We start from the raw sequence: 26,584 nt of genomic DNA, 5'->3' as shown, positions 1-26,584 counted from the left end.
TCCGTTACTGGTTGTTCTGGCGCCCGAGGAAGCGCGGAATGCTGATCGAGGCGCTATCCTCTTCCTCGTCCGACTGCGCGCTGGCTGCCGACTTGGGACGGGACAGGCTGGTCATACGCTCGAACAGGGTGCTGCCGCCGCCGGATGCCGGCTGGGCGGGTGCGGGGCGACGCGGGATCGGCGTGGGCGAAGGCGCTGGTGCCGCCTGCCCGCCGTCGAGCATCAGTTCGTCCTGATTGCGCGCCGGTTCGGAGGCTTCGGCTTCAGCGCCAAGATCCAGCGGCTCCTTGCGCGGCGTGCGCAACCCGGAAAGACTGGCATAGCTGCCCGAAGCGGCTTCCTTCTGCTCATCGGCGCCCTCGATCTCCTCGCTCGCACCGAGCTCGAGCTCGTCGAACGACTCCGGCTCGGGCGCGGCGGCGACCGGTTCGGCCTGCGGCGCCGGCTCGGGCTCGCCCAGTTCAAGCGGTTCCGGCTCGCCGGGCGCTTCGACGGCGACCGGACGGGCAACGGCCGGACGAACCGGGCCGCGCGAGGCACCCAGGCTCATCGGACGCGAAGCCACTTCGGCCTGCTCGGCGGTCTGCTCGATGCCGGTGGCGACGACCGAGACCCGGATCTTGCCCTGCAGGTCCGGATTGAACGCCGAACCCCAGATGATGTTGGCGTCGGGATCGACCAGTTCGCGGATATGGTTGGCCGCCTCGTCGACTTCGAGCAGCTTCATGTCGTCGCCGCCGATGATCGAGATGATGACGCCCTTGGCGCCCTGCATCGACACGCCGTCGAGCAGCGGGTTGGCAATCGCCTGCTCGGCCGCCTCGAGCGCACGGTTCGGACCTTCACCCTCGCCCGTGCCCATCATCGCCTTGCCCATCTCGCCCATGACCGAACGCACGTCGGCAAAGTCGAGGTTGATCAGGCCCGGCATGACCATGAGGTCGGTGATCGAACGCACGCCCTGCTGCAGCACTTCGTCGGCAAGCGAGAACGCTTCCTTGAAGGTCGTCTCCGCCTTGGCGACGAGGAACAGGTTCTGGTTCGGTATGACGATCAGGGTATCGACGTGCTTCTGCAGCTCTTCGATGCCCGCTTCGGCCGAACGCATGCGACGCGTGCCTTCGAACATGAAGGGCTTGGTCACCACGCCGACAGTCAGGACGCCCTTTTCACGCGCTGCCTGCGCGATGATCGGAGCGGCACCCGTGCCGGTGCCGCCGCCCATGCCCGCAGCGATGAAGACCATGTGGACGCCGTCCAGCAGACGATCGATTTCCTCGAGCGTCTCCTCGGCTGCGGCGCGTCCCACTTCGGGGCGCGAACCGGCACCGAGGCCCTGGGTGATGTCCGGCCCCAGCTGCACGCGGGTTTCGGCGATGGAATTGTTCAGGGCCTGCGCATCGGTATTGGCCACCACGAAGTCAACGCCCTCGATCTGGGCCTCGATCATGTTGGCAATTGCGTTGCCACCGGCCCCGCCGACACCGATTACGACAATCCGCGGGCGAAGTTCGTCAATCGCCGGCGGTCCAATGTTAATGCTCATTTCGCTCTCCTGCAGGCACGTGCGCGAAGAAATCACTTTGACTAGCCTGATTGCACGCTTCGACTCGTCCACGCAAAGCGCTCTTAACCTTTGTCCACAGCCGCTGCAGTGCAAGATGCGGCGAATTGCTCCGACGCGAATGCAAGGCGCGCGGCCGCCTCAGAAATATTCCTTCAAGGCACTGACGACGCGACCGACCACACCAAGCCCACTGTACTTGACGGTCTTCTGGTGGCTCTTTCCGAGACTACGGATGTCCACCGGGTCGTCGGCGGCGTATAACACAAGACCGGCCAAGGTTGAAAACCCCGGCTTTACATGGGCTTCGGCCAAACCGGCAAGCTGCGGGACGCGGCCGATCCGTACCGGTTTGCCCAGTGCGGCCTGGGCAAAATCGGCAAGGCCGACCAGCTCCGCACCGCCTCCCGTGAACACCACCTGCTGTCCGCGCTGACCGCTGAAGCGCATGGCTTTCAGGGCCTTGCTGACTTCTTCCATCAATGCGCCGAGCTGACCGGTAATCACGCCGATCAGTTCGGCGCGCGGGATGCGGTTCTTCTCGTCGGCATGGCGGGCGATGGGGCCCACGCCCTCCTCACCCGGGGCATTGACCGGGATCATCTCGCGATGGTCGGTCGGACTGGCGATGGCCGAACCGTTGACGCACTTCAGGCGCTCCGCCTGGAAGCGGCGGATGCCGAAGGCCGAGGCTATCGCATCGGTGATATCGGCCGAGCCCATCGGAATCGGGATCATGTCGGTCAGCATTCCGCCCGAATAGATCGCGACATTGGTGACCTCCGCCCCGAATTCGACGAGCGCAACGCCCAGATCGCGCTCTTCGGGCGAGAGGCAGGCCTGCCCCGCCGCAATCGGTGAACCGACCACGGCCTCGACCTCGAGGTGCGCGCTCTGGACCGCCTCGGTGAGGTTGCGGATCGGTGCACCGTCGGCCAGCATGACGTGAATGTCGACACCGAGGCGCTCGGCATGGAGGCCTTTGGGATCGATGACACCGTGTGCGCCATCGAGCCGGTACTGCGCCGGCTGCGCGTGCAGGACCATGCGCCCGTCGGGCTGGATCACGTCGCGCGCACTGACGAGCAGCTGGTCGATGTCCTCCTGCTCGATCCGGCGGCCGCCGATTTCGGCGTCGAACTGGTCGATACGGCTGGCGAGCCCGGCTCCCGAGCAGCCGATCCAGACTTTCTGGACCGAAGTGTTGGCCATGCGCTCGGCCCGGTCGATGGCATCGCGCACGGCATAAGTCGCCGCCGTCATGTCGGTCACGTAGCCGCGCTTGATGCCCTGGCTGGCGCGGTGCCCGGAGCCCAGGACAATCATGTCGCCGGTTTCCGAAATGCCCGCGACAATCGCGGAAATGCGGAAGGAACCGATATTGACCGCGCCGAAGACGCGGGTGATGCGCGGGCCTGCCATCAGTCTGCCTCCACACTGTGCGGAACCGCGCCCGCCTTGAGCGCGAGTTCCCTGCCTTCCTCGTCGGGCACGCGCAGATAGATGCGATCGCGTGCCCGCATGTCGAATGCGGTAACCTTGCCGCCCAGCAGGCGGTTGGTCCCGTCGAGCCGGGCGAAGGTGACCAGCGCGTTGGCCGAAGGCTTTTCGCCCTCGGGAAGCGCGAGCACCTGCCCGGTCTTGAACGTGAGATTCCAGCGGCGATTGCCGATCCACTCCGCCTCGCGCACACGCGGCTTGAGCGCGGGTGCAGCTTCGAGAAGGTGGGCGAGCTGGGTCACCTGCTGCCCGGCGCCGAAGCCCGAGACGATAAGCCGCCCTTGCGCATCCTTGCGGCTGATCGCCTCCAGCTCATGCCCGGATTCGTCGATCAGGACGAAGCGGTCGGCCTTGCGCAGCACCGCGTGCGGCTCACGCTCGACGATGTCGATCACCAGCGTATCGGGCAACTGGCGCGATACCCGCGCGTCCTTGATCCAAGAAAGTTCGAGCAGTTCGCTGCGCAGCCCTTCGAGATCGACGTCGGGCATCGCCCGGTTGCGTTCGGCCAAGGCCTTTTCATAGACCTTGAGCTTGTTGATGTTCTGCGCCCCGCGCACGACCACGGTCTTGACCTCGAAGCCCGAATGCGCGGCGACCTGGGCCACCTGGTCGCCGACCAGCGCGGGAAGGCCCGCGGCACTGGCGGCCAGCCAGGCCAGAACGCCTGCGCCTGCAAGGATCGCGAAGAGGAAGATGCGGTGAAGCTGGTCTTCCGAGAACGGCAACCAGCTCATCGCGACGTCCATCGCCGATCCGGTCGTCGCCCGGGCCTGCCGGACCTTGGCCTTGGTGCCCTGCCTTGCGGCGGACTTCCTCGCGCTCTTCGACTTGCGCCGGATCGTCTGGCTCATTCAGCCCCCTTCACTGCCCCCGCAGCTTGTTTCGACCGCGCGTCCTCCAGCGCCTCGGCGATGATCGCCTCGACGAGGTCGGCATATTCCATGCCGCAGGCCCGGGCCTGCTCGGGCACGAGGCTGAGCGGCGTCATGCCGGGTTGGGTGTTGGTTTCCAGCAGGAACAGCCCTTCCACGCCCTGCGTATCGTCCCAGCGGAAATCCGAGCGGCTGGTGCCCTTGCAGCCGAGCAGGCGGTGCGCGCGCAGGGCTAGGTCCTTGCAGGCCTGCGCAATCTCGTCCGGGATTTCGGCCGGGCAGACATGCTCGGTCAAACCGTCGGTGTATTTGGAATCGAAGTCATAGAAACCGGACTTCGGCTTCAGTTCCGTCACCAGCAGCGCACGGTCGCCGATCACTGCCGTCGTCAGTTCGCGGCCGCGGATGTAGGGCTCGGCCAGCAGGTGATCGAATTCCTGCCACGGCCCGGCTGCATCGCGGCGGATCGGATTGCCGTAGTTGCTCGCGTCCATGACGATCGCAACGCCGACGGACGAGCCTTCGTTAACCGGCTTGAGGACATAAGGGCGCGGCAGCGGATCGCCGGCGTAGAGATCTTCGGAGGCCACGATGCGCCCGCCCGGCATCGGAATGCCATGGGGGACGAGCGCCTGCTTGGTCAGTTCCTTGTCGATGGCGATGACCGACGTTGCGAGGCCGGAATGGGTATAGGTAAGGCCCATCAGGTCCATCATGCCCTGAACCGTGCCATCTTCGCCCGGAGCACCGTGCAGCGCATTGAACACGACGTCGGGCGCGGCTTCCGACAGGCGCAGCGCGACATTACGGTCCATGTCGATTCGGGTGACCTTGTGGCCCTTGGACTCCAGCGCCTTGGCCACGCCTTCCCCGCTCATCAGCGAAACCGACCGCTCATGCGACCAACCGCCCATCAGGACCGCGACATGAAGTTTGGGAAGGCTCACTGTGTACCTGCTTGCTGTGTGTTGGGCCCGTCGGCAGGCGTGCCGACGCGCTGGATTTCCCATTCGAGCTCGACGCCCGAGTTTTCCCGGACCCTGCGGCGCACTTCCTCGCCCAAGGCCTCGATATCGGCGCTTGTCGCGCCGCCGGTATTGATCAGGAAATTGGTATGCTTCTCGCTGACCTGCGCGCCGCCGACCTGCAGTCCCCGGCATCCGGCCTGATCGACGAGCTGCCAGGCCTTGTGCCCCTCGGGGTTCTTGAACGTCGAACCGCCGGTCTTGGAGCGCAGCGGCTGGCTGGCCTCGCGGCTGGCCGAGATCCGGTCCATCTCCGCCTGGATCGCCACGGGGTCGCCGGGGCGTCCCTTGAAGCGTGCGGCCACGACAATGGCGCCCTCAGGCAATTCCGAATGGCGATAGGTATAGCCGAGATCGGCATTGCCCAGCGTCACCAGTTCACCCGAACGCAGGACGACGTCGCAATCGACGAGGATGTCCTTGACCTCCCCGCCATAGGCGCCGCCATTCATGCGCACGAAGCCTCCGACCGTTCCGGGGATCGAGCGCAGGAATTCGACGCCGGAAATCCCGTTGTCGCGCGCGGTCGAGGACACGAGGATGCCCGAGGCCCCGCCCCCGCAGTCCAACGTCACGGCATCAACCCGCGCGACCCTGGCGAAAGGCTTGCCCAGACGCACCACCACGCCCGGCACGCCGCCGTCGCGCACGATCATGTTCGAACCCAGGCCCAGCGCCATGATCGGCACCGCGGGATCGAGTTCGCGCAAGAAGGCCTGCAGATCGGCAATGTCCCTGGGTTCGAAAAGCCACTCGGCAACGCCGCCGGACTTGAACCAGACGAGCGGAGCCAGCGGGGCATTGGCAGTCAGCTTGCCGGAAACGGAGGGAAACAGGGCTTCCATCAGAACCGCCACATCCCGAGCCACGCCCATTGCGCACGTGCCAGCCCCTCGGCCGCCTCGCGCGCCTTCTCGTTGGCTTCGCCGAGCAGTTCGCCTGCCTCTTCCTTGCGTGCCGGATCGATCGAGGCCTGGCTCGCCTCGACGTACTTCTGCAGGGCTTCGATGTGGCGGCGATGAGACTCGGAGACGAGCTCCAGCCAATCGAGAGGGTTGAACAGGTTCACGCCGTCCTCCGCGAACGGATCTCGTCGGCAAGGCCCGCGGCCCACTTGGTGATGTCGCCGGCCCCCAGGCACACGACCATGTCGCCGGGCTGGACCGAGGCGGCCAGCGTATCGGCCAGTTCACCCGGACCCGCGATGACCTGCGCCGAACGGTGCCCGCGCGACTTCATGCCCTCGACCATGGCGGCGCTGTCGACGCCCTCGATCGGCTGCTCGCCGGCAGGATAGACCGGGCTGGCATAGACCACGTCGGCATCGTTGAAGGCAGTCTGGAACTCGTCCATGTGATCGCGCAGGCGCGTGAAGCGGTGCGGCTGCACGACGGCGATGACCCGCCCCTTCACGCCCTCGCGCGCGGCGGCCAGCACGGCGCGGATCTCGACCGGGTGATGGCCGTAGTCGTCGATGATGGCGACCCCATCCACTTCGCCCACCTTGGTGAAGCGGCGCTTGACCCCGCCGAACTTGGCGAAGCCGCCTTTGATGCACTCGTCCGAGCAGCCCATCTCGACCGCGACGCCAACCGCTGCCAGTGCGTTCTGGACATTGTGCCGACCGGGCATCGGCAGTTCGATCCCCTCGATCCGGCGGAACGAGCCGTCGCGCTGGCGCAGGGCGACATCGAAGCGGTTGCCACCCGGGAAAGGCGTCACGTTCTCGCCGCGGATGTCCGCCTGTGCGGAGAAGCCGTAAGTCACGACCCTGCGGTCCCGGACCTTGGAGATCACGCCCTGCACTTCGGGATGATCGATGCACAGCAGGGCCGCGCCGTAGAACGGCACGTTCTCGATGAACTCGACGAAGGCTTCCTTCACGCGCTCGAACGAGCCGTAATGGTCGAGGTGCTCGGGATCGATGTTGGTGACGACGGCGAGCGTGCCGTCGAGGCGCAGGAACGAGCCGTCGCTTTCGTCGGCTTCCACCACCATCCAGTCCGACGCGCCGAGCCGGGCATTCGAACCGTAGGAATTGATGATGCCGCCGTTGATCACGGTGGGATCGATGCCGCCCGCGTCGAGCAGCGCCGCGACCATCGAAGTCGTCGTCGTCTTGCCGTGGGTGCCGGCCACGGCGACGGTGTTCTTGAGCCGCATCAGCTCGGCCAGCATCTCTGCGCGGCGCACCACGGGAATGCGGTGTTCCAGCGCATAGACCACTTCGGGATTGTCGCGCTTAACCGCCGTGGACGTGACGACGACTGCGGCCCCGGCGACGTTCTCGCCCGCATGACCGATCATCACCTTGATGCCGCGCTTGCGCAGCCCGTCGATGACATAGCCCTCGGCAATGTCGGAGCCCTGCACCGAATAACCGAGGTTGTGCATGACTTCGGCAATGCCGGACATGCCGATGCCGCCGATGCCCACGAAGTGAATCGTGCCGATATCCGTGCCTACGCCCCTCACAGCGCGGGCTCCCGGGCCAGTGCCTCGTTGCCGTTGGCGGGCGCAACCTTCCTGTCCATGCGGATCACGTCCATGATCGGGGCAGCGCCGAAGCTCTCGACGAGATCGGCCAGATCGCGCGCGGCATTGGGATAGCCGCAGTTCCACGCCGCGTGGGCGGCATTGGCGAGGGTCTCGGGATGCTGGGCCATCGCCTGGATCTGCTTGGCAAGCGTGGCGCCGGTGAAGCCTTCCTGCCGGATCGAACGGGCTCCGCCTGCTGCGACGATCTCGCGCGTGTTGGCGGCCTGGTGATCGTCAGTCGCGATCGGCAGGGGAATGAGGATGGCGGGACGGCCGACAGCCGTCAGCTCCGCGATGGTCGAGGCACCGGCGCGGCCGATGAACAGGTGGGCCGAGGCCAGACGCTCGTCCATGTCCTCGAAATAGGTTGCCAGTTCGGCGGGAATGCCGTGGCTGGCATATCGTTCACGCACCGCCTCGATATCCTCCGGACGGCACTGCTGGATAACCTGCAGGCGCGAGCGCAGCGCGGGCGGCAGCATGGCAAGGCCATCGGGCACGACCTGCGACAGCACGCGCGCGCCCTGGCTGCCGCCGGTCACGAGAATGCGGAAAAGGCTGTCTTCGGTGAAATCCGGGAACGGCTCGTCGCGAAGCGTGAGCACTTCGCTGCGCACCGGATTTCCGACGAGCGTCACCTTCCCGGCATGCCTGGGATCGAGCCGGTCGACTTCCTCGCAGGACGTGGCGATGGCATCGACCTTGCCCGCGAAGTAGCGGTTCACGCGGCCCAGCACGGCGTTCTGCTCGTGCAGGACGGTCGGGATCTTGGCAGCCGTGGCGGCAAGCAACGTGGGCATGGCCGGATAGCCGCCGAAGCCGACGACGGCCGAAGGCTCGAAGCTGTCGAACAGGCGCAGCGCCATCTGGCGGCCATCGAGGATGCCGCGCGCGCCCTTGAGCCAGTTGACCGGATTCTTGCCGGCAATGCGGCCGGGCGGCAGCACATGGGCAGGCAGGAAATCGGGTTTTCCGGGAATCGCCGCGCCCCGCTCGTCGGTGATGAGCGCCACGTGGTGCCCGCGCCGGTCCAGCTCGGCGGCAAGCGCGAATGCGGGAATGAGGTGTCCGCCCGTCCCGCCCGCGGCGAGAACGTAGTGGCGGCTGACCTGACTCATGAATTGTCTCCGATGGCGCGAAGCGAAAAGCGTTCACGCTTGATGTACGGATTTCGCCGCGTAATCGCCAGTAGCAGCCCCATGGCAAGACACACTGCGACGGTGGAGGAACCACCGTAACTGATCAGCGGCAGGGTCATGCCCTTCGAAGGAAAAAGCTGCAGATTGACGAGGATATTGATGAAGGCCTGCCCGCCGAACTGCGCAGCAAGGCCCGAAGCGGCCAGCACGGTGAAGAGGTCTTCCTCGTCGACGAGGCGCAGCAGGATGCGGGTCAGCACCGCAAGGTAGAGCACGACGATCACGATGCAGGCGATCAGTCCGAATTCCTCGCCGATGACCGAGAAGATGTAGTCGGTGTGCGCCTCGGGCAGCGCGAACTTGCGCGTGCCCATCCAGAAGCCCAGTCCCGACCAGCCTCCGTTCAGCAGGGTGCGTTCGGCCAGGTCGACCTGGTCGAAGGCGGTGCCGCCGAACAGGAAGTTGTCGATGCGGTTCCGGCCGTTCTCATAGGTGAAGTACATCAGGACGATGCCCACCAGGCCCGCGCCCGCGAACATGCCGATGCGCTTGAGCGGAATGCCCGACAGCAGGATCAGCACGAAGAAGGTCCCGCCGAACAGCATGGTCGAGCCGAAGTCGGGCTGGGCCATGAGCAATGCGCCCAGCAGCGCCATGACTGCAAAACAGATCCCGACGACGGGAATGTTCGGATCGCGTGCCCGCCAGGAGAGAATCCAGGCAAGCAGGATCGGGTAGCCGCACTTGAGGAACTCGGACGGCTGGATCGAGACACCGAGACGGATCCAGCGCCGCGCACCGTTCACTTCGGAACCGACGAAAGGCACCAGTACCAGCAGGAACAGCATGGCCCCCGCCATCAGGATGCCGATGCGCCGCGCGCTGTCCTTGGTCCGGGTCGAGGCCCAGAACATCGCGGCAAGGCCGATCAGCTGCCAGCGCATGTGCAGGTAGAAGAAGTGCAGTTCCGGCAGCCGCTCATGCGCGGTCGACAAGCGCTTGGCGCTGGCTGGCGAACCGGCCGCGACGGCGACCGCGCCGATGCCCATGAGGATCAGCACGATGGCCAGCACCGCACGGTCGATTTCCTGCCACCATATCGCCAGTTCGCTGCGGCGATTGCGGTTATAGCGGGCGGCGCGCGAACTGGAGCCGGGAGCGGCGGTCGCCATCAGGCGTCCTCCTCTTCCTCGGGCGCAAGCAGCGCCTCGACGATCTGGCGGAAAACCTCGCCGCGCGCCTCGTAGTCGCGGAACTGGTCGAAACTGGCGCAGGCCGGGGACAGCATCACCACGTCGCCCGGCCTGGCCGCCGCCATTGCCTCGCGGATCGCCTCGGCCATCATCTCGCTGCGGTGGACCTGCGTGTAGGGCGCAAGGATCTCGGCAAACCGCGGCCCGGCATCGCCGATCGTGTATGCCGCCGCGAGGTTGCCGAAATAGGGTGCGCACTCGTCAAGGTCATCGCCCTTGGGCAGACCGCCGACGATCCAGTGGATGCGCGGCTCTGGGTCGGGCGGGAATGCAGCCAGCGCCGGAGCGGCCGAAGCCGGGTTCGTCGCCTTGCTGTCGTTGATATAAAAGACACCGTCAGCCTCGGCCACGCGCTCCATGCGGTGCGGCAGTCCGCGGAAATTGCGCATGGCGCGCTTCCACTGCTCGGGCTTAATGCCGAGCGCCTCGACGATGGCCACGGCAACGGCCGCATTCTGCAGGTTGTGCGGCCCCTGCAGCGAGGGCCACTTCTTCTGCAGCGTCGTGAGCTTGGCGCCATCGACGATGCGGACGTGATCGAGACCGCGCCTGTTCGCCTCGGTGCTGGCGATGGCGGCGGTTTCCGCATCGCCGCTGCCGAAGACCGCGTCATGCTCGGCCCCCTGCATCGTGAAGAGCCTGGCCTTCGACGCCGCATAGGCCGCAAAGCCGTCATAGCGATCGAGGTGGTCGGGCGTGATGTTGAGCAGTGCGGCCACGTCGCAGTCAAGGCTGCGCGTCAGATCGATCTGGTAGCTCGAAAGCTCCAGCACATAGACGCCCCCTTCGGGAAGCGGATCGGTACCGAGAATGGGCACGCCGATATTGCCACCCATGCGCGCGGGCACGCCGGCCTTTTCGAGCAGGTGATGAACCAGCGAAGTGGTCGTCGACTTGCCGTTGGTGCCGGTTATGCCAACCACGCGATGGGCAGGCAAGCTGGGCCGCGCCAGCGCGAAAAGCTCGATGTCGCCGATCACCGGCACTCCGGCGCGCTGCGCGGCAGAAGCGATGGGATGGCGGTTCAGCGGGATTCCGGGCGAGACGACCACGCCGTCGTAGCCGGAAATGTCCGCCGTCACCGGGTCGGCCAGTTCGACGCGGCCAGCCAGGGCCTGTCGGGGCTCGTCGCGGTTGTCCCAGGCCATGACGTGCGCCCCGCTGGCCAGCAAGGTCTCGACAGCGGTCATCCCCGAGCGGGCAAGCCCGAGGACCGCGTATCGTTTACCGGCAAAGGCGGGGGAGACGATCACGCCTGTCCCCTTATCGCAGCTTCAGCGTGGACAGGCCGATTACGGCAAGCACGATCGAGATGATCCAGAAGCGGATCACGACCGTCGATTCCTTCCACCCCTTCTGTTCGAAGTGGTGGTGGATCGGCGCCATGCGGAACACGCGCCTTCCGGTCCGCTTGAACCAGAAGACCTGGATGATCACCGAGGCCGCTTCGAGGACGAACAGGCCGCCGACGACGGCCAGCACGATCTCGTGATGAGCAGCCACGGCGATGGCGCCCAGCGCGCCGCCCAGTGCCAGACTGCCGGTGTCGCCCATGAAGACGGCCGCCGGCGGGGCGTTGAACCACAGGAAGGCCAGCCCTGCGCCCATGATACCGGCGCAGAAGATCGCCAGTTCACCGGCGCGCGGCACGTGGGGAATGCCGAGGTAGGTCGCATAGTCGACGCGGCCCGCGAGATAGCAGATGATCGCGAAGGTGCCTGCAGCGATGATCACCGGCATCGTCGCAAGGCCGTCGAGCCCGTCCGTCAGGTTCACGGCATTGCCGGCGCCGACGATCACGAATGCAGCGAAGACGTAGTAGAACGGCCCCAGCGGAATATAGCGACCCGAAAGGAACGGCACATAGAGGTTGGTGTTGAGCTGGCTGACGATGATGTAGGCGGCAATGCCCGCGACCACGAATTCCATCGCCAGGCGCACCCGTCCGGGCACGCCCTTGTGGCTGCTCTTCGACACCTTGTCGTAGTCGTCCATGAAACCGATGGCGCCGAAACCCACCGTCACGGCCACGCAGGCCCAGACGAAGGGGTTGGACATGTCCATGTACAGCAGCATCGACACGATCACCGCGATCAGGATCATCAGCCCGCCCATCGTGGGCGTGCCGCGCTTGGCGAGGTGAGATTGCGGGCCGTCCTCACGGATCGGCTGGCCCTTGCCCTGGCGGATTCGCAGCATGTTGATGAACTTCGGCCCAATGATCAGACCGATGACTAGAGCCGTCATCAGCGCGGCGCCGGAGCGGAACGACTGGTAGCGAAAGAGGTTGGCCAGCCCTTCGAAATGAAACCATTCTGCGAAAAGATACAGCATCTTGCGGGGTGAACCCCTACCCTTCCTGCTTGCTGAGCGCGGTCACGAGGGAAGCGAGGCCCACCGAATTCGAACCTTTGACAAGGATTGCATCATCCCGCTCAAGTCCGAATGCGCGCAAGGCATCGACAGCTTCCCCTACACTGCCGCAATGCGCGAAAGCCACGGTTTTGCCAAGTTTCGCGCCTTCCGATTTCCCCAATTCCCCTTCGTCGAGGACCTTGGCGAGCGGCGCCATTTCCTCTCCGACGAGCACGGCGTAATCGACGCCCGCCTCGCGGATCGGTTCGGCCAGGGCGGCATGATAGTCAGGCCCGTGGCTGCCCAGCTCCTTCATCGCACCGAGCACGGCGATCCGGCGACGCGCCGGAGTGCGGCCGAGCTGGGCCAGCGTCGCGCGCATCGAGGCCGGATTGGCGTTGTAGCTCTCGTCGATCAGCAGCGCCTTGCGCTGGCCTTCGTCGTCGGCCTCGCCGCCCGGAACGTCGATCTCGACGCGCGCACCGCGGCCCGGAAGGCCGCCCATTTCGGCGAGCGCCACGCCAGCTGCGCCAAGGTCTCCCTTGACCGCGCGTACTGCCGCCATGACGGCAAGCGAATTCATTACCCAGTGTTCGCCCGGGGCAGCGACGGTGTAGCAGACGCGGCGGTCGCCCATGTCCACCGTTACCAGCGAACCGCCGCCGATGGCCGAAACGGTATCGAGCAGGCGCACGTCGGCATCGGCGGCCTTGCCGAACGACACCACTTTCGCCCCACATGCCACCGCCGCATCGCGCAGGCGCAGGAAATGCGGGCTGTCCGCCGGGATCACCGCCGTGCCGCCTTCCTCCAGTCCCTGGAAGATCTCGGCCTTGGCATCGGCAATCGCTTCTTCGGAGCCCAGCATCTCGATGTGGGCCGGGGCAATGGTGGTGATCACCGCAACGTGCGGGCGTACCTGCCGGGTCAGCGCGGCGATCTCGCCGGCGTGGTTCATGCCCATCTCGAAGATGCCGAAGCGCGCGCGGCTAGGCATGCGCGCAAGGCTGAGCGGAACGCCGACGTGGTTGTTGTAGCTCTTGACCGAGCGATGCGCGTCGCCGCGGCTGGAGCGATCGAGAGCCGCGAAAATCGATTCCTTGACGCCGGTCTTGCCGACCGATCCGGTCACGCCGATGATCGGGCCGCGCCCGCGCTGGCGTGCGGCTGCGCCCAGCTTCTCCAGCGCTTCGGTCGTGTCCTTCACGAGAATGTGAGGGCCGTCCACGGGACGGTCGACGACGACGGCTGCAGCGCCCTTGGCAAAGGCCATCTCGACGAAACGGTGCCCGTCCATGCTCTCCCCCTTCAAGGCGAAGAACAGGTCTCCGGGCTGGACGTCGCGGCTGTCGATCTCGACACCGGAAACGGTGAATTCGGCATTCGCCGTGCCCTTGACCGCGCGCGCGATCGCAACCGCGTCCCACAGCGCAGACGGGTTCTCATCCGACAGTTCAGCAGGCCAGTCGAGAATCCGGGCAACAGCGTTCATCGTCTTCTACCTCCCCAGTGCGCCAGCCATTTCCCTGGCAACCGTGACATCGTCGAATGGCAGGACGCGCACATCTGCGCCGCTGCCGATGATTTGTCCTTGCTCATGTCCCTTGCCGGCGATCAGGACGATATCGCCGGCTCCGGCTTCCCCGACGGCGGCGCCGATGGCCTCCCGCCTGTCGCCGATTTCCCGGCCCCTGTCCTGCATGCCTGCCAGGACCATGGACCGGATCGCGGCGGGATCCTCGCCGCGCGGGTTGTCGTCGGTGACGATCGCGAGATCCGCGCCATCGGCCGCCACCTTGCCCATTTCCGGGCGCTTGCCCGTGTCGCGGTCGCCGCCCGCACCAAACACAACGATCAGGCGCCCGGCAACGTGAGGACGAAGCGCGGCGATCGCGGCTTCCAGTGCATCGGGCGTATGCGCATAGTCGACATAGACCGGAGCGCCGGACGGCGTGATCGCCGCGCGCTCGATTCGGCCCCGCACGGTCTGCAGGCGCTTGAGCGCGTCGAAGGTGGCATGCGCCTCGCCTCCGGTCGCCAGCACGAGTCCCGCCGCGACCAGGGAATTGGCGGCCTGGTACGCGCCGATCAGCGGCAGATCGATAGTGTGGTTCGTGCCTGCGTACTCGATCTCCAACTTCTGCCCGAGCCCGCCGGGCGTGCGGCCGAGAAGGCGGATATGCTCGCCCTTCGTGCCGACGGTAAACAGCTTCAGTCCGCGCTTGGCGGCATGTTCGATCGCCCTGTCGGACCACGCGTCGTCCGCCCAGACCACTGCCGTGCCGCCGTCAACCACCACTTCGTCGAACAGACGCATCTTGGCGGCGAAGTACTCTTCCATCGTCGCATGATAGTCGAGGTGGTCTCGGCTGAGGTTAGTGAAGGCCCCGGCTGCGACGCGCGGCCCCTCGATGCGGAACTGCGAAAGGCCGTGGCTCGATGCCTCGTAGGCAACGTGGGTAACGCCTTCGCGGGCCAGGCCGGAGAGGTTGCCGAGGAAAGTGACGATGTCGGGCGTGGTCAGCCCGGTCGAGACCGTCTCGTCGCTGGTGGTCACGCCAAGGGTGCCGATGGAGGCGGCGCGAATGCCGGCCATGCGCCAGATCTGGCGCGTCAGTTCGACCGTGGAGGTCTTGCCGTTGGTGCCGGTCACCGCGACCAGGGTCGGCGGCACGGGCGTGAAGAACTGTGCGGCCAGGCGGGCGAAAAGCCTGCGCGGCTCGGCATCGGCAAAGTGGATTGCGCCTTCCACCGTCGCATCGGGCGCGGCAACCACGGCGACCGCGCCGGCTTCGATGGCAGCAGCGATGAAATCCTCGCCGTTGAACTTCGCACCGCGGAAGGCGCCGAAGACAGTGCCGGGCGCGACCTTGCGATGATCGATGGCGAAGCCGGTCACCGTCGCCTCACCGCTCTCGGTCAGGGCGATGCCGGCTGCAGAGCAAAGATCGGTCAGTTTCATTCGCCGTCAGCCTCTGACGCACGCACTTCGTTGGGGATGAGCGGCTTGAGATCGGAAATGTCGATGTCGCGCGTTTCGTCGGGCATGATGCCCAGGATCGGGCCGATACGCGGGACGACGCGGCCGATGACCGGCGCGGCGTTCCAGGCTGCCGTGCGCTGGAATGAGGTGGCCTGCGTGCCCTGCGGCTCGTCGAGCATGGCGATCACGACGAAGCGCGGCTTGTCCATCGGGAAAGCCGAAGCGAAGGTCGAGATCAGCGAGTGGTGGCGATATCCGCCTGCACCCGGCTTTTCGGCCGAGCCGGTCTTGCCGCCGATGCGGAAGCCCGGGGCATCGCCCTTGCGGCCGGTACCGTAGCGCACGATCATGCGCAGGAGCTGGCGGCTGCGTGCGCTGGTCGAGGCCTTGAACACGCGGTGTCCGGCCGGAATGTCGGACGGATCGAGCTTCTTGAGCGTCGCCGGACGCCAGATCCCGCCATTGACGAGCGCGGCATAGGCGCTGGCCAGGTGCAGCGGGGTAACGGCGATGCCGTGCCCGTAGGACACCGTCATCGTGCGCAGGCGCGGCCATTCGCCCTTGGGCCAGATCGGGAAACCGCGCGCGGGAAGCTCGATGTCGGGGCGGCGATCCATGCCCAGCGCTTCCATCGTCTTCTTGAGGCGCACGCCGCCCAGTTCGTCGGCAATCTGCGCGGTCACCACGTTCGAGGAATGGATCAGGGTTTCGGCCACGTTGAGCGAATCGCCCATCGCGTGGCTGTCCTTGATCGTGAAGCGCCCGACATGCAGCGGGTGCGCCGACCAGCGACGGCCAAGATCGGTGATCGTGCCGGCATCCATCGCCGATGCCACCGCCAGCGGCTTGAAGGTGGAACCCAGTTCATAGACCTGGTTGGTGACGCGGTTGAAACCGTGTGGCACCTCGCCGAGCCTGGCCTGCTCTTCGGAAATGACCATGTCGGTCGGCTTGACGTGGTTCGGGTCGAACGAGGGCAGCGAGGCGAGCGCCAGCACTTCGCCGGTGTCGACGTCGAGGATCACGCCGCCTGCGCCCTTGGCCTTCGATTCCGCCATGGCGCGGCCGAGTTCGTCTTCCAGCGCGCTCTGCACGCGAAAGTCGATCGAGAGGACGGCAGGATGGGTGCGCCCCTCAGGCGAGACGAGCTTGTCGTCGAAGGCCTCTTCCATGCCGACCTTGCCCTTGCCGTAGCTGTCGACATAGCCGAGCACGTGCGCGGCCATCGAGCCTTGCGGATAGTAGCGCGTCGCCTCGAGCGGAAATTCCAGCGCCGGTTCGCCCAGAGCGTGGACCTTGTTCGCGTCCTCGGGAAGGATCGACTTGCGGATGTAGCCCGCCTTGCCCGACTTCAGACGCTCAAGCACCTGTGCGCGGTCGAGATCGGGGAAGATGCGCAGCAGTCCGTCGGCCACTTCGTCGGGCGTGTGGATCAGCGCGTCGCCCTCGGTCATCGCGCGCGGATTGAACCACAGCGAATAGGCACGGAACTCGCGCGCAAGCGGCACGCCGTTGCGATCGACGATTTCACCCCGGTCGGGCACGAGCAGGTCGGAAAGGCTGCCGTCGTGCGCGGAAACACCGGTCATCCCGAGATAGACGATCCTGAGCAGCGCGCAGGTGCCCACAAGCACGAAAACGCCCAGGATCCAGAGCGTGCGCAGCTTGGCGACAAGCAGCGAGCGCTGGCGGACGTTGACGAGCTTGCGCCTTCCTGACGATATCGTTGTCGGGATCGCAATCGCGGTCACTGCTGGGCAGCCTCCGCCAGTTCGATGCGGGCCAGGCGCTTGCTCAGGCTGGCAGCGTCATGCTTGAGCGCCTTGAGTTCGGGATCGAGGTCCTTGGTCGCCGTTTCCTGGGACTTTTCAGCCTTTTCCGGCACTGCCGCAGTGGCGCCGCTGACCGGCGAAACCATCGCCAGCAACGAGCTTTCCGAAGCCTTGTCGGCAGGCGCTTCGGCATTGGCATAGCGGATCGGTTCGGGCGCGCCCGGCGCCGCCGCCTTGCCCAGCGCGGCAAGCTGGCGCTCGCCCTCGATGTACTGCCCTGCGCCCGGCGCCTTGTAGCCGAACTCGAGATCGTTGAGCTGCTTGAGCGCCTGCTGGTTCGAGCGCGTCTGGAACTCCGTCTCCAGGAAGTCGATGTCGCGCTGCACGTAGACGATGCTCTTCTCGGCATCGTGCACCTGGCTCTTCACCGCATTCACCCGCAGGGTCAGGCCGATCGTCATCGCGCCGCAGACCAGCAGCACCGAGATCCAGCCGATCGAATGTACGCGATCGCGGGTGAGGTTCATGCTGCGCTCCTGTGGGTATCTCTGGCGGGGGCATCGGTGCGCACGGCGCTGCGCAGAGTGGCGGATCGGGATCTGGGGTTGGCGTCGAGTTCGGCCTCGCCAGGCCGGATTGCCTTCGACAGCTTGGTGAAAGTGGCCACCGAACCGCTACCGACCTGCGGCAGGTGGCGGGAAGTGGAAGCCCCGCCGCCACTGGCATCGCGCAGGAAGCGCTTTACCTTGCGGTCCTCGAGGCTGTGGAAGGTGACGACCGCAAGGCGGCCGCCCGGATTGAGCAGGTTTTCTGCGCCCGAAAGGCCTGCATCGAGCTCGTCGAGCTCTCCGTTCACATGGATTCGTATGGCCTGGAAGGTCCGCGTTGCCGGATCCTTAGGGGCGTTTGCGCCCTTGTACTTCGGATTGTAGCCAAGGGCCTTGCGCACCACCCGGGCCAGTTCCCCGGTGGTGGCCAGCGGCCGTGCAGCGACGATGGCGCGGGCGATCCGGCGCGACTGACGCTCTTCCCCGTAGAGGTAGAGCACGTCGGCGATCTCGGCCTCGTCCGCCTCGTTCACGAAGTCCGCAGCCGAAAGCCCCTGCTGCGACATGCGCATGTCGAGCGGGCCATCGGAACCGAAGGCGAAGCCGCGCTCCGCCTGATCGAGCTGCATCGAGGAAACACCGATGTCCATGACGACGCCATCCACCCCGGAAACGCCGGATTCTCCCAGGCCCTCGACCATTTCCGAGAAGCGCCTGGGGTGCAAGACGAGCCGCGGCGGATCGCTGTCCAGCTCGGGCCATTTTCCACGGTTGCGTTCGACCGCGGCAATGGCATCGGGATCGCGATCGAAAGCATGGACCGTCGCCCCGGCATCAAGCAGGCGCCGGGTGTAGCCGCCCGCTCCGAACGTGGCATCCACGATGACGTCGCCGCCCTGGGGGTTCAGGGCGGCGACGACTTCGTCGAGAAGCACCGGGACATGGGGAACGTGCTCCTCGGAGTGCTCGGGCGTATGGTCTTGCGGCCGCGTCATTTCTTGCGCGCCTTTGCCAGTTCCTTTTCCGCAAGGCTGCGGCAGGCGGTCTTTGCCGCCTTCCAGTCGTCTTCCATCGCGTAGAGCTGCTCGGGCGCCCATACGGTGAAGAACTTGCCGTTGCCGCGGAAGTAGAGCTGGTCGGAGATTTCGGCGAGCGCGACGAGATCGTCGGGCAGAACGAAGCGGCCGCTGCCGTCGAAGGGGACCTCGTAGGAGGAATAGATGTCGCTGGCGCGCTTCTCGGCGTCGAATTCCCTGCCCGCGCGCAGGGCGACGTCCTGCATTTCCTTGAGCTCCTGCTCGAAGTCGGCGATGCGCGAAAGGCCAAAGCCCATGAGGCAGGGCCAACGATCGTGCGGCATCAGGCAGACCAGATCCTTGCCGCTGGATTCGCGCACGGTGCCGCGAAAGACGTTGGGCAGCACGAAACGGTTCTTGTCGCGTTGAAGCGAAAAGCCCTGTCCGTTGTAGATGTATGGCTGCCCAGCCATGCCGCCCCATTTCCCCCTGAGGGTCCAAGTCTCGGAACAATGACTGACCCCGCCCCGACCGCGCGCTCACGCCATCGGGTTCCGTGCTCACGCATGAACACGGCGAGACTCAACCATTCCGATTGGCTGTCTTTGTATCGCGGGAAATTTGGGGACGAAAGGGAAAATCGGGGATCAGCCGGTTTTTTCCGCCGAATTTGCGACGAAATGCGGCGATCCCATGGGATCACCACTCCTCGATGAGAAATCATGATCAATATAAAGTGCTGTTTTTAATGTGTATTTTTAGAGATAAGCAGGCTCACCCGCGCCATCCCCGGGTCACACCGGTTATTCCCGCCCGATCCCCACCGAAACCCGGGTCAACAGCGCGTCCAGCAGCTTGCCGCGGCTTTCCGCGTCGCGCAGATCGTGCGAATCCTCGAACAGAGCGGCATCCGCCAGCGCGACGACCCGCCCTTTCCCCACCCGGCAATCGGCCAGGAAACCCGCTGCTTCCAGCGTGCAGTATCCATCTTCCTGCCTGAGCCGGAAGCGCCCCGGCAGGTTCACCGGGACCGCACCGGCCTCGAGCTCTACAAGACGCTCACCGGGTTGCTGCGATTCGTCGAACTCGAGCTCAAGGCCCCATCGCCCCAGGATCGGCGAGAGCATCGCGATATCCTGCGGGCGCCGCGCATCGCCCAGCGCGAATATCGAATGAGCCGTGAGCATGGGATCGGCAAAGAGCAGAACCCTGCCCCCGGCATTGACCCAATCGTCGAGCGCGACGTTTTCCTGCGGCGTCAGAGGCCGCGGCTGAGCCAGCAAAAGGACGTGATCCTTCGCCAGAGGCAATGCTCCCGAAGCGTCTGCCAGATGGTCCAGCGGCACAAGCCCGGCCCGCGCCTGAATGAAGGCATGCGCCCAGCCCTGATCCTTGTCGCTCGAGAGGAAACCGCGAATGTCATCGCTCTCACCCCAAAACAACGGAAGGCTCGAATAGACCCCCAGTGGCACAGGCGCTTGCGCCTCCCCACTTTTCCCCGCCGCATCCGATCCGCCCAGCAGGTTGCATCCCGCCAAGGCGAGACTAGGCGCCAGCAGCGCCAGCAGCGCCATGCGACTACTGATCAACGAGAGGTGCGGCCTCTCCGCTCTGCATCGGCGCAGGCCGCGGCCCTGCTGTCACAGTCGGGGTGGGCGTGGGGGTGGGCGTGGGATCGGAAGCCGGAACGACGCCGATGTCGGCCAGCGGATCGGACGCGGCCTTCTTGGGCTTGGCATCGACCGCGACCACTTCGTGGATCGGATCCTCGACATCGGTATTGCGGTCGACCCGGTCGGTGATGATGTTAGCAAGCCCGACCAGCAGCAGCATCGCGCACAGCCCGAAAGCGCCCACCTGCAGGCGATGCACCGCCTGTGAGCGCAAGTCGCGCGCGGAAGGCGGCACATAGTGCTGCGGGGTCGTGATCGGTTCGACCATAGGAGGCGGATAGTGCCCTGCCATCGGCAGGAGTTCTAACTTACCTTGCCAACCAAGGGAAGACCGGCAAGCCCTTCGCTTCCAGCCATTCCGGGTTGTAAAGCGTGGACAGATAACGGAAGCCCGTATCGCACAGGATCGTCGCGACGCGCGCATCCGTATTGCCCTGGGCCACCAACTGCTTGCCCAACGCAACCGCCCCCGCCACGTTGATGCCGGAGGACAGGCCAAGACACAGGCCTTCTTCGGCGAGCAGGCGCGTCACCCACTCCAGCCCCTCCTCATCGGAGATGCGGAACTGGGTGTCGATCGGAGCGCCTTCGAGATTGGCGGTGATGCGGCCCTGCCCGATGCCTTCGGCAACCGAGGAGCCTTCCGCCTTCAGTTCACCGCAGGCGTAATAGTTGTAGAGCGCCGCGCCGTGGGGGTCGGTCAGTGCAACCGTCACCTTCTCGTCGAGCGCCTTGAGGCCAAGCCCGGTGCCCGCGATCGTGCCGCCTGTGCCGGCCGCGCAGGTGAAGCCGTCGATCCGGCCGCCCATCTGCTCCCACAGTTCGGGCGCGGTCGATTCGATGTGCGCCTTGCGATTGGCGATATTGTCGAACTGGTTGGCCCAGACCGCGTTTTCGGTCTCCTCGGCGATGCGGCGCGAGGTGTGCACGAAGTGCCCGGGGTTCGAGAACGGCGCGGCAGGTACCAGGACCAGCTCCGCGCCGAGCGCGCGCAGCGTGTCCATCTTCTCGCGCGACTGCGTCTCGGGCATGACGATGACGGTCTTGTAGCCCAGCGCATTGGCAACGAGCGCAAGGCCGATGCCGGTGTTGCCCGCCGTGCCTTCGACGATCGTGCCGCCCGGCTGCAAGGTTCCGCGCGCTTCGGCATCACGCACGATCCACAAGGCAGCGCGGTCCTTCACCGAGGCGCCCGGGTTGGCGAATTCGCACTTGCCCCAGATCTCGCAACCGGCAGCCTCGCTAGGTCCCTTGAGCAGGACGAGCGGCGTGTTGCCGATGAGATCGAGCGTGGAGCGTTTGGCTTGCGGTACGGTCATGACCGGGAATTAGGAATTCGGAGCGCAAGGCGCAAACGAATTGCGCCTTACCCCCCTCAATTCAAACTTCCAGCGCGGAAAAGCTCAGTCTTCCTGTGCGATCGTCACCTTCAGGCCTTCGAGGGCGCCGGTGACCGGAATCTGGCACGAGAGACGCGAGTACTCGTTGCGGTGATCCGAGCTGTCGAGCAGGTCGTTCTCGTCTTCGCTCATCTCCGGCAGCTTCTCCATGAAGGCCGGATCGATGTGGACGTGGCAGGTCGCGCACGAGCAGCAGCCGCCGCAAAGCGCCAGAAGTTCGTCGAAACCGCTGTCGCGGATGACTTCCATCAGGGTACGACCTTCGCTGGCCTCGACGCTGGATTCTTCACCCGACTGGTTGACGACGGTAATCTGCGGCATTCTCAGGGGTCCCCTTTAAATCTCGACATAGCGCAATTTGGCATGTTTCAGCACTTGGCCTAGGCTGCTAATCGCGGTGCAGACCATTTGCAAGGCAATCGAAGCATGGGCCTGAACGCCAACACCATTAAACTTGGACTCGATGCTCTCGCGGCGCGGGAGCCCGGGTTCGCGCGGGCGCTGGACCTGGCGGGCTATCCCGAACCGCGGATTCGCCAGCGCGGTTATGCAACGCTGTTGCGCACCATCGTCGGCCAGCAGGTAAGTGTGGCTGCCGCAGCTTCGGTCTGGTCCCGGCTCGAGTCGCTACTGGGCGAAGGTCTGCCCCCCGATGCGCTGCTGGAGGCCGACTTCGATGCCCTGCGCGGCTGCGGCCTCTCGCGCCAGAAGCAGGGCTATGCGCGATCGCTTTGCGAGCTGGTCGTGGCCGGCGCACTGGACCTGGAGAACCTGCCCGAAGACGACGAGGCAGCGATTGCCGACCTCGTGCGGATCAAGGGCATCGGCCGCTGGTCTGCCGAGATCTACCTTCTCTTCGCCGAGGGCCGCCCCGACATCTGGCCGGCCGGTGACCTCGCCGTGCAGGCCGGGCTGCACCGGATACTCGGTCTCGATGCACGCCCAAGCGAGAAGGAAACCCGCGAACTGGCAGAAAACTGGCGCCCGCACCGCGGCAGCGCTGCCATCTTCACCTGGCACTGCTACAACAACGCCGCCCTCTGATCAGGCCGGAAGGATCGCGACCGGCAGGCTGGCGCGCGCAGGAAATTTCGCCTCGATCCAGCGGCGCAGCCGGGGCGACTGACGCTCGGTCAGGATCGAGATCGCCGCGCAGGCGCCGACGACCAGCGCCAGCAGTGCGGTGAACTCCGGAACGCTCTCGGTCCGACCCAAGCCGTGAGAGAGCAGGAACTGGATGAGCGGCCAGTGGAACAGGTAGAGCGTGAAGGAGAAACCGGCGAGGCCCTGCGCAAGCCCGGCAAGGCGCATGACCTGCGGCTCCAGCGCGGTGACCAGCGGCCGGGCGGCCAGGATCGCCAGCGCCATGATCAGCGCCATCGCAAGATCGGCAACCGCCCAGACCGACCACTGGATCGCGAAAGGCCACCAGGACTTGAGGAAGGGGATCAGCACCTCGCGGTCGATTTCGAACAGCTGGAGCGCCAGAAGTGGGCACAGGACGAGCAGGATCGGCGCGAGCGCAAGCGGCACGCGCCGCACGAGGCCGAAATGAGTCAGCGCGACGCCGACCAGCCAGACCGGCATGAGCAGCAGAATCGAAGGCCCTGCCAGCAGGCAGGCAAGTCCGGTCGCCACATAGCGCCCCCAACCGCGCAGAAAGAAGGCCAGCGCGAAGATCGCGTAGTACCAGACTTCGTAGCACAGCGACCAATAAGGGGGATTCCAGACCGGCGCAGGCATGCCCGGCCAGGCGCTGACGAAAGCAAGCGGCGGAATGAAGCGCTCGGCGACCTCGGCCGCCTCGTTCGGACTGTTGTCTATGGGCACATGCGCAGGCCCCGCCAGCACATATGCGGCCAGGAGGCCGAACAGTAGCGCCGGGACCGCCACGGGCAGGATCCGCGAAATTCGCGAGATCGCAAAGCGGCGCAGGTCGGACCGCCCGCCGAGCACCGAACTGCTGATCACCAGCCCCGAGAGGACGAAGAAGACGATGACGCAATAGTGCTGCATGCGCACGCCGAAGGGAAAGTCGCCGGCATACAGGCCCAGTTGCACCGCGTGGCCCAGGGCGACGAGCAGTGCTGCGCCGAAGCGCACGAAATCGAGGACCACCGAAAGCGGCCGATTGAGGAAACGCTCATCCATGGAGCGAGACCGAATGGATCAGGTAGCCGGAGCGAGGCCGTCGATGAACGACGCCAGGTCCACGTCGCGCTGGCTGAGGCCGTCGGCATCGTGAGTCGTGAGCGTGATCACGACGCGATTGTAGACGTTGAACCATTCGGGGTGGTGATCGACCTTGTCGGCCTGGATCGCGACCCGGGTCATGAACCCGAAAGCCTCGTTGAAATCCGCGAACTTGAGCTCGCGGGTAATGGCAAGGCCATCCTCGCGAAGCGACCACCCGGGCAGCCCTGCCAGCACCTCGTCCAACTTCGCACCAGATAGTCGCTCGATCGCCATTATGGTCTCCTTGGCAGTTCGCCGCCTTTCCACTATCGACTGCCTCCATGCAAGAGGCCTTTATCGTCGTCCGGGATCTCGCGTGTCGACGTGGGGACAGGCTGTTGTTTCGTAATCTTTCCCTGACCCTCAACGCCGGACAGGCGCTGCAGGTTGCAGGCAGCAACGGCATCGGCAAATCGAGCCTGCTGCGCATCGTCGCCGGTCTTGCGCCCGCCTATGCCGGTTCGGTCGAATCGCAAGGCACCATCGGCCTCGTCGACGAACGCCCCGCCCTCGACCCGCACCTCCCGCTCGGCAAGGCGCTGGACTTCTGGCAGGGGATCGACAACGCAGCGGACAACGGACTGGCGCGCCTTGGCCTTGCCGGCCTGCTGGACGTGCCGGTGCGCTACCTTTCCACCGGCCAGAAGAAGCGCGCCGCGCTCTCGCGCCTGATCGGGCAGAAGGCGCCGATCTGGCTCCTCGATGAGCCGCTCAACGGACTCGACGGACATGCCGTGGAACTGACCGAGCAACTGACAGCGGAACACTGTGCGGCAGGCGGGATCGCCCTGATTGCCTCGCACCAGACATTCTCCCTGCCCGGCATGGAAAAGCTGGCCCTCGCGGACTACGCGGCATGAGCGGCCGATTCTCAGCCCTGCTGCGCCGCGATCTTGCACGCCTGCTGCTGGGCGGACGCGGCGGCGGCGCGGTACTGCCGATCCTGTTCTTCCTGTCCGTGGCGATGCTCTATCCCTTCGCCGTTGGCCCTGACGCCCGCCTGCTGGCGCGCACCGGCGGCGGGGTGATCTGGGTCGCTGCCCTGCTCGCCGCGATCCTGCCGCTCGACCGCCTGATCGAACCCGACATCGAACAGGGCATGTTCGACCAGTGGGCCCTGCGCGGCATTTCCGAGGAAATGGTGATCACCGTGCGGGTGCTGGCCCATTGGCTCAGCTTCGGGCCGCCGCTCATGCTGGCGGCCCTTCCCGCTTCGGCGCTGCTGGGCATCGATGCCCGGACGCTGCGAATCGTCGAAATCGGACTGCTGGCCGGCACACCGGGCCTTGCGGCCCTTGGCGTGACCGTGGCGGCCCTGACTGCAGGACTGCGCGGAGGCGCGGCGCTCTCCGGCCTGCTGGTCATCCCGATGGCCGTACCGCTGCTGATCTTCGGCGCGGGCAGCCTGTCGCTCGGCGGCGAAAGCGGCCTGGCCTTGACTGCCGCGGCCAGTCTCGTCCTGCTGGCCATCGCGCCCTTCGCCGGCGGCGCAGCCGTGCGCGCCGCGCGCGGCTGAGGCCTGCCGGGCCCTTCGCCCCAACTCTCCAGTCCGGATCGATCAAGAGCCGGTGTCAGGCAGGCATCGTGTCGCACTTGGCCGCAGCCTGTGGACAACCTTGCGCAAAAGCCCGGCAGAACCCCGGGATAACGGACTCATAAAGTGGGAAAAGTTGGCCGGGGCATTGGGTGGGTCACTGGAGGGCGGCCCCGGCCAAGGTGCAGGATGAGAACGACAACCCATGACAATTGCCGCTCCTGAGGGGCTTGACGAAGCGCGTCAGCCACGTATCAATAGCTAATGATAATCATTCGCATTTGCAACCCTTTGGAGTCTGCCTGATGTATCAATATGTCGATCGCCCCCTCAGCGTCCTCGATGAAGGCAGCCGCTTCCTCGTCTGGTCGATGCGCGCATGGGTCACGGCCATCGCCAGCAAGCGCTGTCCGGCGCAGACCCTGGCCCCGGCTTTCGCGCGCTGGCGGATGATCGGCGGGCTCCAGCCCTTCCACCGCGCCATGTTACTGTTCAATCGCGATGCGCTGGAGACGTTCGCCTTCTGCCCGCTGCCCTGCGAGCATGTATCCGAGCACGAAGCGCTGATTCTCGAACTCGTGACCTCGTTGCGCGATCGCGGCCCCGGTGCGACTCGGGATACGCTGGACCTGCTCGTGCTCGAGGATAGCGTCGGCGACGTGCTCGAAACGCTCTCGAAGCTCGGCGCGGCGCTCGCGTTGGCCGGGATCTTCCCGCAGGAGCCAGCCACCCTGCACACACCCCGTTCCTTGTGAACGGGTAGCACGCCGCTGGCCTAGAGCATTTTCTAGTCAGGTGGGATCACCTGACGACTCGGAAAATACGACAAATTAAAAACCTAGAGCGCGCGATCTGATGCAATCAAATCGGGAAGCGCTCTAGGCAGGCAGGAAAGGCGCCTGGGCGAAAACCAGCCCGATCAGCGCACCCACCTGCAGGGCGGCAATGACGGACAGGCGCCATGAGAACGGCTGCTTGCGGGTCTTGTGCCGGAATGCCCAGCGCGCCGCAAAAGCAGCCGGACTTCCACCCAGCAGCGCCATCAGCAGTAGATCGAATTCAGGCACGCGCCGCCCACCCTTGCGGGCCCGCACCTTGTCGAAGCCGAAGCTGGCGAACGTCACGAAGTTGATAAGCAGCAACCATGCGGCGCCCGCCACGATCCATTCCATGG

At 65.7% G+C, this 26,584-nt stretch carries 28 protein-coding genes; 4 read left to right on the top strand and 24 right to left on the bottom strand.

Features of this window, described 5'->3' with window-relative positions; translation table 11 throughout:
- Nucleotides 1-4: 4 nt before the first annotated feature.
- The 21 genes from ftsZ to ddmB form a co-directional block, all read right to left on the bottom strand.
- Nucleotides 5-1,546, bottom strand: a complete 1,542-nt coding sequence (gene ftsZ / locus J3474_RS07025) for a cell division protein FtsZ (protein ID WP_207093523.1) — start codon at nucleotides 1,544-1,546, stop codon at nucleotides 5-7.
- Nucleotides 1,547-1,705: 159 nt separating this feature from the next.
- Nucleotides 1,706-2,986, bottom strand: coding sequence for a cell division protein FtsA (ftsA, locus tag J3474_RS07020; RefSeq protein ID WP_013832106.1), 1,281 nt, complete (start codon nucleotides 2,984-2,986; stop codon nucleotides 1,706-1,708).
- Entirely contained in the window at nucleotides 2,986-3,918 is a 933-nt protein-coding gene (locus J3474_RS07015) for a cell division protein FtsQ/DivIB (RefSeq protein ID WP_207093522.1), read from the bottom strand. The genes ftsA and J3474_RS07015 overlap by 1 nt, the downstream gene beginning before the upstream one ends.
- Nucleotides 3,915-4,886, bottom strand: coding sequence for a D-alanine--D-alanine ligase (locus tag J3474_RS07010; RefSeq protein ID WP_083835191.1), 972 nt, complete (start codon nucleotides 4,884-4,886; stop codon nucleotides 3,915-3,917). Before J3474_RS07010 ends, J3474_RS07015 begins: the two co-directional genes overlap by 4 nt.
- A complete protein-coding gene (gene murB / locus J3474_RS07005; RefSeq protein WP_207093521.1) occupies nucleotides 4,883-5,809 on the bottom strand; it encodes a UDP-N-acetylmuramate dehydrogenase in 927 nt (308 codons plus the stop codon). Before murB ends, J3474_RS07010 begins: the two co-directional genes overlap by 4 nt.
- Nucleotides 5,809-6,033 (bottom strand): hypothetical protein, encoded by a 225-nt coding sequence (locus tag J3474_RS07000; protein WP_041558738.1) that lies wholly within the window; start codon nucleotides 6,031-6,033, stop codon nucleotides 5,809-5,811. The genes murB and J3474_RS07000 overlap by 1 nt, the downstream gene beginning before the upstream one ends.
- Nucleotides 6,030-7,439 carry a UDP-N-acetylmuramate--L-alanine ligase gene (gene murC / locus J3474_RS06995; RefSeq protein ID WP_013832103.1) on the bottom strand — a complete coding sequence of 470 codons (1,410 nt, stop codon included), beginning with the start codon at nucleotides 7,437-7,439 and terminating at the stop codon, nucleotides 6,030-6,032. The genes J3474_RS07000 and murC overlap by 4 nt, the downstream gene beginning before the upstream one ends.
- Nucleotides 7,436-8,620, bottom strand: coding sequence for an undecaprenyldiphospho-muramoylpentapeptide beta-N-acetylglucosaminyltransferase (gene murG, locus J3474_RS06990; RefSeq protein WP_207093520.1), 1,185 nt, complete (start codon nucleotides 8,618-8,620; stop codon nucleotides 7,436-7,438). Before murG ends, murC begins: the two co-directional genes overlap by 4 nt.
- A complete protein-coding gene (locus J3474_RS06985; RefSeq protein ID WP_207093519.1) occupies nucleotides 8,617-9,813 on the bottom strand; it encodes an FtsW/RodA/SpoVE family cell cycle protein in 1,197 nt (398 codons plus the stop codon). Before J3474_RS06985 ends, murG begins: the two co-directional genes overlap by 4 nt.
- Entirely contained in the window at nucleotides 9,813-11,147 is a 1,335-nt protein-coding gene (gene murD / locus J3474_RS06980) for a UDP-N-acetylmuramoyl-L-alanine--D-glutamate ligase (RefSeq protein ID WP_013832100.1), read from the bottom strand. The genes J3474_RS06985 and murD overlap by 1 nt, the downstream gene beginning before the upstream one ends.
- Nucleotides 11,148-11,157: 10 nt before the next feature.
- A complete protein-coding gene (gene mraY, locus J3474_RS06975; RefSeq protein WP_007012066.1) occupies nucleotides 11,158-12,228 on the bottom strand; it encodes a phospho-N-acetylmuramoyl-pentapeptide-transferase in 1,071 nt (356 codons plus the stop codon).
- Between the two features lie 16 nt (nucleotides 12,229-12,244).
- Nucleotides 12,245-13,741 carry a UDP-N-acetylmuramoyl-tripeptide--D-alanyl-D-alanine ligase gene (gene murF, locus J3474_RS06970; protein WP_207093518.1) on the bottom strand — a complete coding sequence of 499 codons (1,497 nt, stop codon included), beginning with the start codon at nucleotides 13,739-13,741 and terminating at the stop codon, nucleotides 12,245-12,247.
- A 6-nt stretch (nucleotides 13,742-13,747) separates the two neighbouring features.
- A complete protein-coding gene (locus J3474_RS06965; RefSeq protein ID WP_207093517.1) occupies nucleotides 13,748-15,211 on the bottom strand; it encodes a UDP-N-acetylmuramoyl-L-alanyl-D-glutamate--2,6-diaminopimelate ligase in 1,464 nt (487 codons plus the stop codon).
- Nucleotides 15,208-16,983: a penicillin-binding protein 2 gene (locus tag J3474_RS06960; protein ID WP_013832097.1), complete on the bottom strand. Its 1,776-nt coding sequence runs from the start codon at nucleotides 16,981-16,983 to the stop codon at nucleotides 15,208-15,210. The genes J3474_RS06965 and J3474_RS06960 overlap by 4 nt, the downstream gene beginning before the upstream one ends.
- Complete coding sequence (locus tag J3474_RS06955) at nucleotides 16,980-17,531, bottom strand: hypothetical protein (RefSeq protein ID WP_013832096.1); 552 nt, start codon at nucleotides 17,529-17,531, stop codon at nucleotides 16,980-16,982. The genes J3474_RS06960 and J3474_RS06955 overlap by 4 nt, the downstream gene beginning before the upstream one ends.
- Nucleotides 17,528-18,547, bottom strand: coding sequence for a 16S rRNA (cytosine(1402)-N(4))-methyltransferase RsmH (gene rsmH / locus J3474_RS06950; protein ID WP_007012072.1), 1,020 nt, complete (start codon nucleotides 18,545-18,547; stop codon nucleotides 17,528-17,530). Before rsmH ends, J3474_RS06955 begins: the two co-directional genes overlap by 4 nt.
- Nucleotides 18,544-19,041 carry a division/cell wall cluster transcriptional repressor MraZ gene (locus J3474_RS06945; RefSeq protein ID WP_007012071.1) on the bottom strand — a complete coding sequence of 166 codons (498 nt, stop codon included), beginning with the start codon at nucleotides 19,039-19,041 and terminating at the stop codon, nucleotides 18,544-18,546. Before J3474_RS06945 ends, rsmH begins: the two co-directional genes overlap by 4 nt.
- 330 nt (nucleotides 19,042-19,371) lie before the next feature.
- Nucleotides 19,372-20,157, bottom strand: a complete 786-nt coding sequence (locus J3474_RS06940; protein WP_242528225.1) for a GldG family protein — start codon at nucleotides 20,155-20,157, stop codon at nucleotides 19,372-19,374.
- Nucleotides 20,147-20,509: a hypothetical protein gene (locus J3474_RS06935; protein WP_013832093.1), complete on the bottom strand. Its 363-nt coding sequence runs from the start codon at nucleotides 20,507-20,509 to the stop codon at nucleotides 20,147-20,149. The genes J3474_RS06940 and J3474_RS06935 overlap by 11 nt, the downstream gene beginning before the upstream one ends.
- Before the next feature lie 40 nt (nucleotides 20,510-20,549).
- Nucleotides 20,550-21,560, bottom strand: coding sequence for a cysteine synthase A (locus tag J3474_RS06930; RefSeq protein WP_207093516.1), 1,011 nt, complete (start codon nucleotides 21,558-21,560; stop codon nucleotides 20,550-20,552).
- A gap of 84 nt (nucleotides 21,561-21,644) precedes the next feature.
- Nucleotides 21,645-21,962 (bottom strand): dicamba O-demethylase ferredoxin subunit DdmB, encoded by a 318-nt coding sequence (gene ddmB / locus J3474_RS06925; RefSeq protein ID WP_013832091.1) that lies wholly within the window; start codon nucleotides 21,960-21,962, stop codon nucleotides 21,645-21,647.
- 105 nt (nucleotides 21,963-22,067) lie between these two features.
- Between ddmB and J3474_RS06920 the strand changes: the two genes are divergently transcribed.
- A complete protein-coding gene (locus J3474_RS06920; RefSeq protein WP_207093515.1) occupies nucleotides 22,068-22,685 on the top strand; it encodes a DNA-3-methyladenine glycosylase in 618 nt (205 codons plus the stop codon).
- On the opposite strand, the gene J3474_RS06915 is transcribed toward J3474_RS06920, so the two are convergent.
- Both J3474_RS06915 and J3474_RS06910 read right to left on the bottom strand, forming a co-directional pair.
- Nucleotides 22,686-23,792 (bottom strand): acyltransferase, encoded by a 1,107-nt coding sequence (locus J3474_RS06915; protein ID WP_207093514.1) that lies wholly within the window; start codon nucleotides 23,790-23,792, stop codon nucleotides 22,686-22,688.
- Between the two features lie 18 nt (nucleotides 23,793-23,810).
- Nucleotides 23,811-24,143, bottom strand: coding sequence for a 4a-hydroxytetrahydrobiopterin dehydratase (locus J3474_RS06910; RefSeq protein WP_255327361.1), 333 nt, complete (start codon nucleotides 24,141-24,143; stop codon nucleotides 23,811-23,813).
- Between the two features lie 14 nt (nucleotides 24,144-24,157).
- On the opposite strand from J3474_RS06910, the gene ccmA reads away from it, so the two are divergent.
- From ccmA to J3474_RS06895, 3 genes are all read left to right on the top strand, one after another.
- Complete coding sequence (gene ccmA, locus J3474_RS06905) at nucleotides 24,158-24,736, top strand: heme ABC exporter ATP-binding protein CcmA (RefSeq protein WP_013832088.1); 579 nt, start codon at nucleotides 24,158-24,160, stop codon at nucleotides 24,734-24,736.
- Nucleotides 24,733-25,392, top strand: a complete 660-nt coding sequence (locus J3474_RS06900; RefSeq protein ID WP_207093513.1) for a heme exporter protein CcmB — start codon at nucleotides 24,733-24,735, stop codon at nucleotides 25,390-25,392. Before ccmA ends, J3474_RS06900 begins: the two co-directional genes overlap by 4 nt.
- Before the next feature lie 323 nt (nucleotides 25,393-25,715).
- Nucleotides 25,716-26,165, top strand: a complete 450-nt coding sequence (locus tag J3474_RS06895; protein ID WP_207093512.1) for a hypothetical protein — start codon at nucleotides 25,716-25,718, stop codon at nucleotides 26,163-26,165.
- A 123-nt stretch (nucleotides 26,166-26,288) separates the two neighbouring features.
- Here J3474_RS06895 and J3474_RS06890 read toward each other — a convergent pair whose 3' ends face one another.
- On the bottom strand, nucleotides 26,289-26,582 hold the full coding sequence (locus J3474_RS06890) for a DUF1294 domain-containing protein (protein ID WP_007012083.1): 294 nt from the start codon (nucleotides 26,580-26,582) through the stop codon (nucleotides 26,289-26,291).
- Nucleotides 26,583-26,584 lie beyond the last annotated feature (2 nt).

Origin of the sequence: Novosphingobium sp. PY1 (genome assembly GCF_017312445.1) — a bacterium.
Taxonomy (GTDB): domain Bacteria; phylum Pseudomonadota; class Alphaproteobacteria; order Sphingomonadales; family Sphingomonadaceae; genus Novosphingobium.
Note: the sequence above shows the minus strand (reverse complement) of the source record. Positions and strands in the feature narration are given on the sequence as shown.

Excerpts from the sequence above, each read along its gene's own strand:
- ftsZ (WP_207093523.1), bottom strand. The coding sequence starts at position 1,546 with ATGAGCATTAACATTGGACCGCCGGCGATTGACGAACTTCGCCCGCGG.
- ftsA (WP_013832106.1), bottom strand. The coding sequence starts at position 2,986 with ATGGCAGGCCCGCGCATCACCCGCGTCTTCGGCGCGGTCAATATCGGT.
- J3474_RS07015 (WP_207093522.1), bottom strand. The coding sequence starts at position 3,918 with ATGAGCCAGACGATCCGGCGCAAGTCGAAGAGCGCGAGGAAGTCCGCC.
- murB (WP_207093521.1), bottom strand. The coding sequence starts at position 5,809 with ATGGAAGCCCTGTTTCCCTCCGTTTCCGGCAAGCTGACTGCCAATGCC.
- murG (WP_207093520.1), bottom strand. The coding sequence starts at position 8,620 with ATGAGTCAGGTCAGCCGCCACTACGTTCTCGCCGCGGGCGGGACGGGC.
- J3474_RS06985 (WP_207093519.1), bottom strand. The coding sequence starts at position 9,813 with ATGGCGACCGCCGCTCCCGGCTCCAGTTCGCGCGCCGCCCGCTATAAC.
- mraY (WP_007012066.1), bottom strand. The coding sequence starts at position 12,228 with ATGCTGTATCTTTTCGCAGAATGGTTTCATTTCGAAGGGCTGGCCAAC.
- murF (WP_207093518.1), bottom strand. The coding sequence starts at position 13,741 with ATGAACGCTGTTGCCCGGATTCTCGACTGGCCTGCTGAACTGTCGGAT.
- J3474_RS06965 (WP_207093517.1), bottom strand. The coding sequence starts at position 15,211 with ATGAAACTGACCGATCTTTGCTCTGCAGCCGGCATCGCCCTGACCGAG.
- J3474_RS06955 (WP_013832096.1), bottom strand. The coding sequence starts at position 17,531 with ATGAACCTCACCCGCGATCGCGTACATTCGATCGGCTGGATCTCGGTG.
- rsmH (WP_007012072.1), bottom strand. The coding sequence starts at position 18,547 with ATGACGCGGCCGCAAGACCATACGCCCGAGCACTCCGAGGAGCACGTT.
- J3474_RS06945 (WP_007012071.1), bottom strand. The coding sequence starts at position 19,041 with ATGGCTGGGCAGCCATACATCTACAACGGACAGGGCTTTTCGCTTCAA.
- J3474_RS06935 (WP_013832093.1), bottom strand. The coding sequence starts at position 20,509 with ATGGTCGAACCGATCACGACCCCGCAGCACTATGTGCCGCCTTCCGCG.
- J3474_RS06930 (WP_207093516.1), bottom strand. The coding sequence starts at position 21,560 with ATGACCGTACCGCAAGCCAAACGCTCCACGCTCGATCTCATCGGCAAC.
- ddmB (WP_013832091.1), bottom strand. The coding sequence starts at position 21,962 with ATGCCGCAGATTACCGTCGTCAACCAGTCGGGTGAAGAATCCAGCGTC.
- J3474_RS06920 (WP_207093515.1), top strand. The coding sequence starts at position 22,068 with ATGGGCCTGAACGCCAACACCATTAAACTTGGACTCGATGCTCTCGCG.
- J3474_RS06915 (WP_207093514.1), bottom strand. The coding sequence starts at position 23,792 with ATGGATGAGCGTTTCCTCAATCGGCCGCTTTCGGTGGTCCTCGATTTC.
- ccmA (WP_013832088.1), top strand. The coding sequence starts at position 24,158 with ATGCAAGAGGCCTTTATCGTCGTCCGGGATCTCGCGTGTCGACGTGGG.
- J3474_RS06900 (WP_207093513.1), top strand. The coding sequence starts at position 24,733 with ATGAGCGGCCGATTCTCAGCCCTGCTGCGCCGCGATCTTGCACGCCTG.
- J3474_RS06895 (WP_207093512.1), top strand. The coding sequence starts at position 25,716 with ATGTATCAATATGTCGATCGCCCCCTCAGCGTCCTCGATGAAGGCAGC.
- J3474_RS06890 (WP_007012083.1), bottom strand. The coding sequence starts at position 26,582 with ATGGAATGGATCGTGGCGGGCGCCGCATGGTTGCTGCTTATCAACTTC.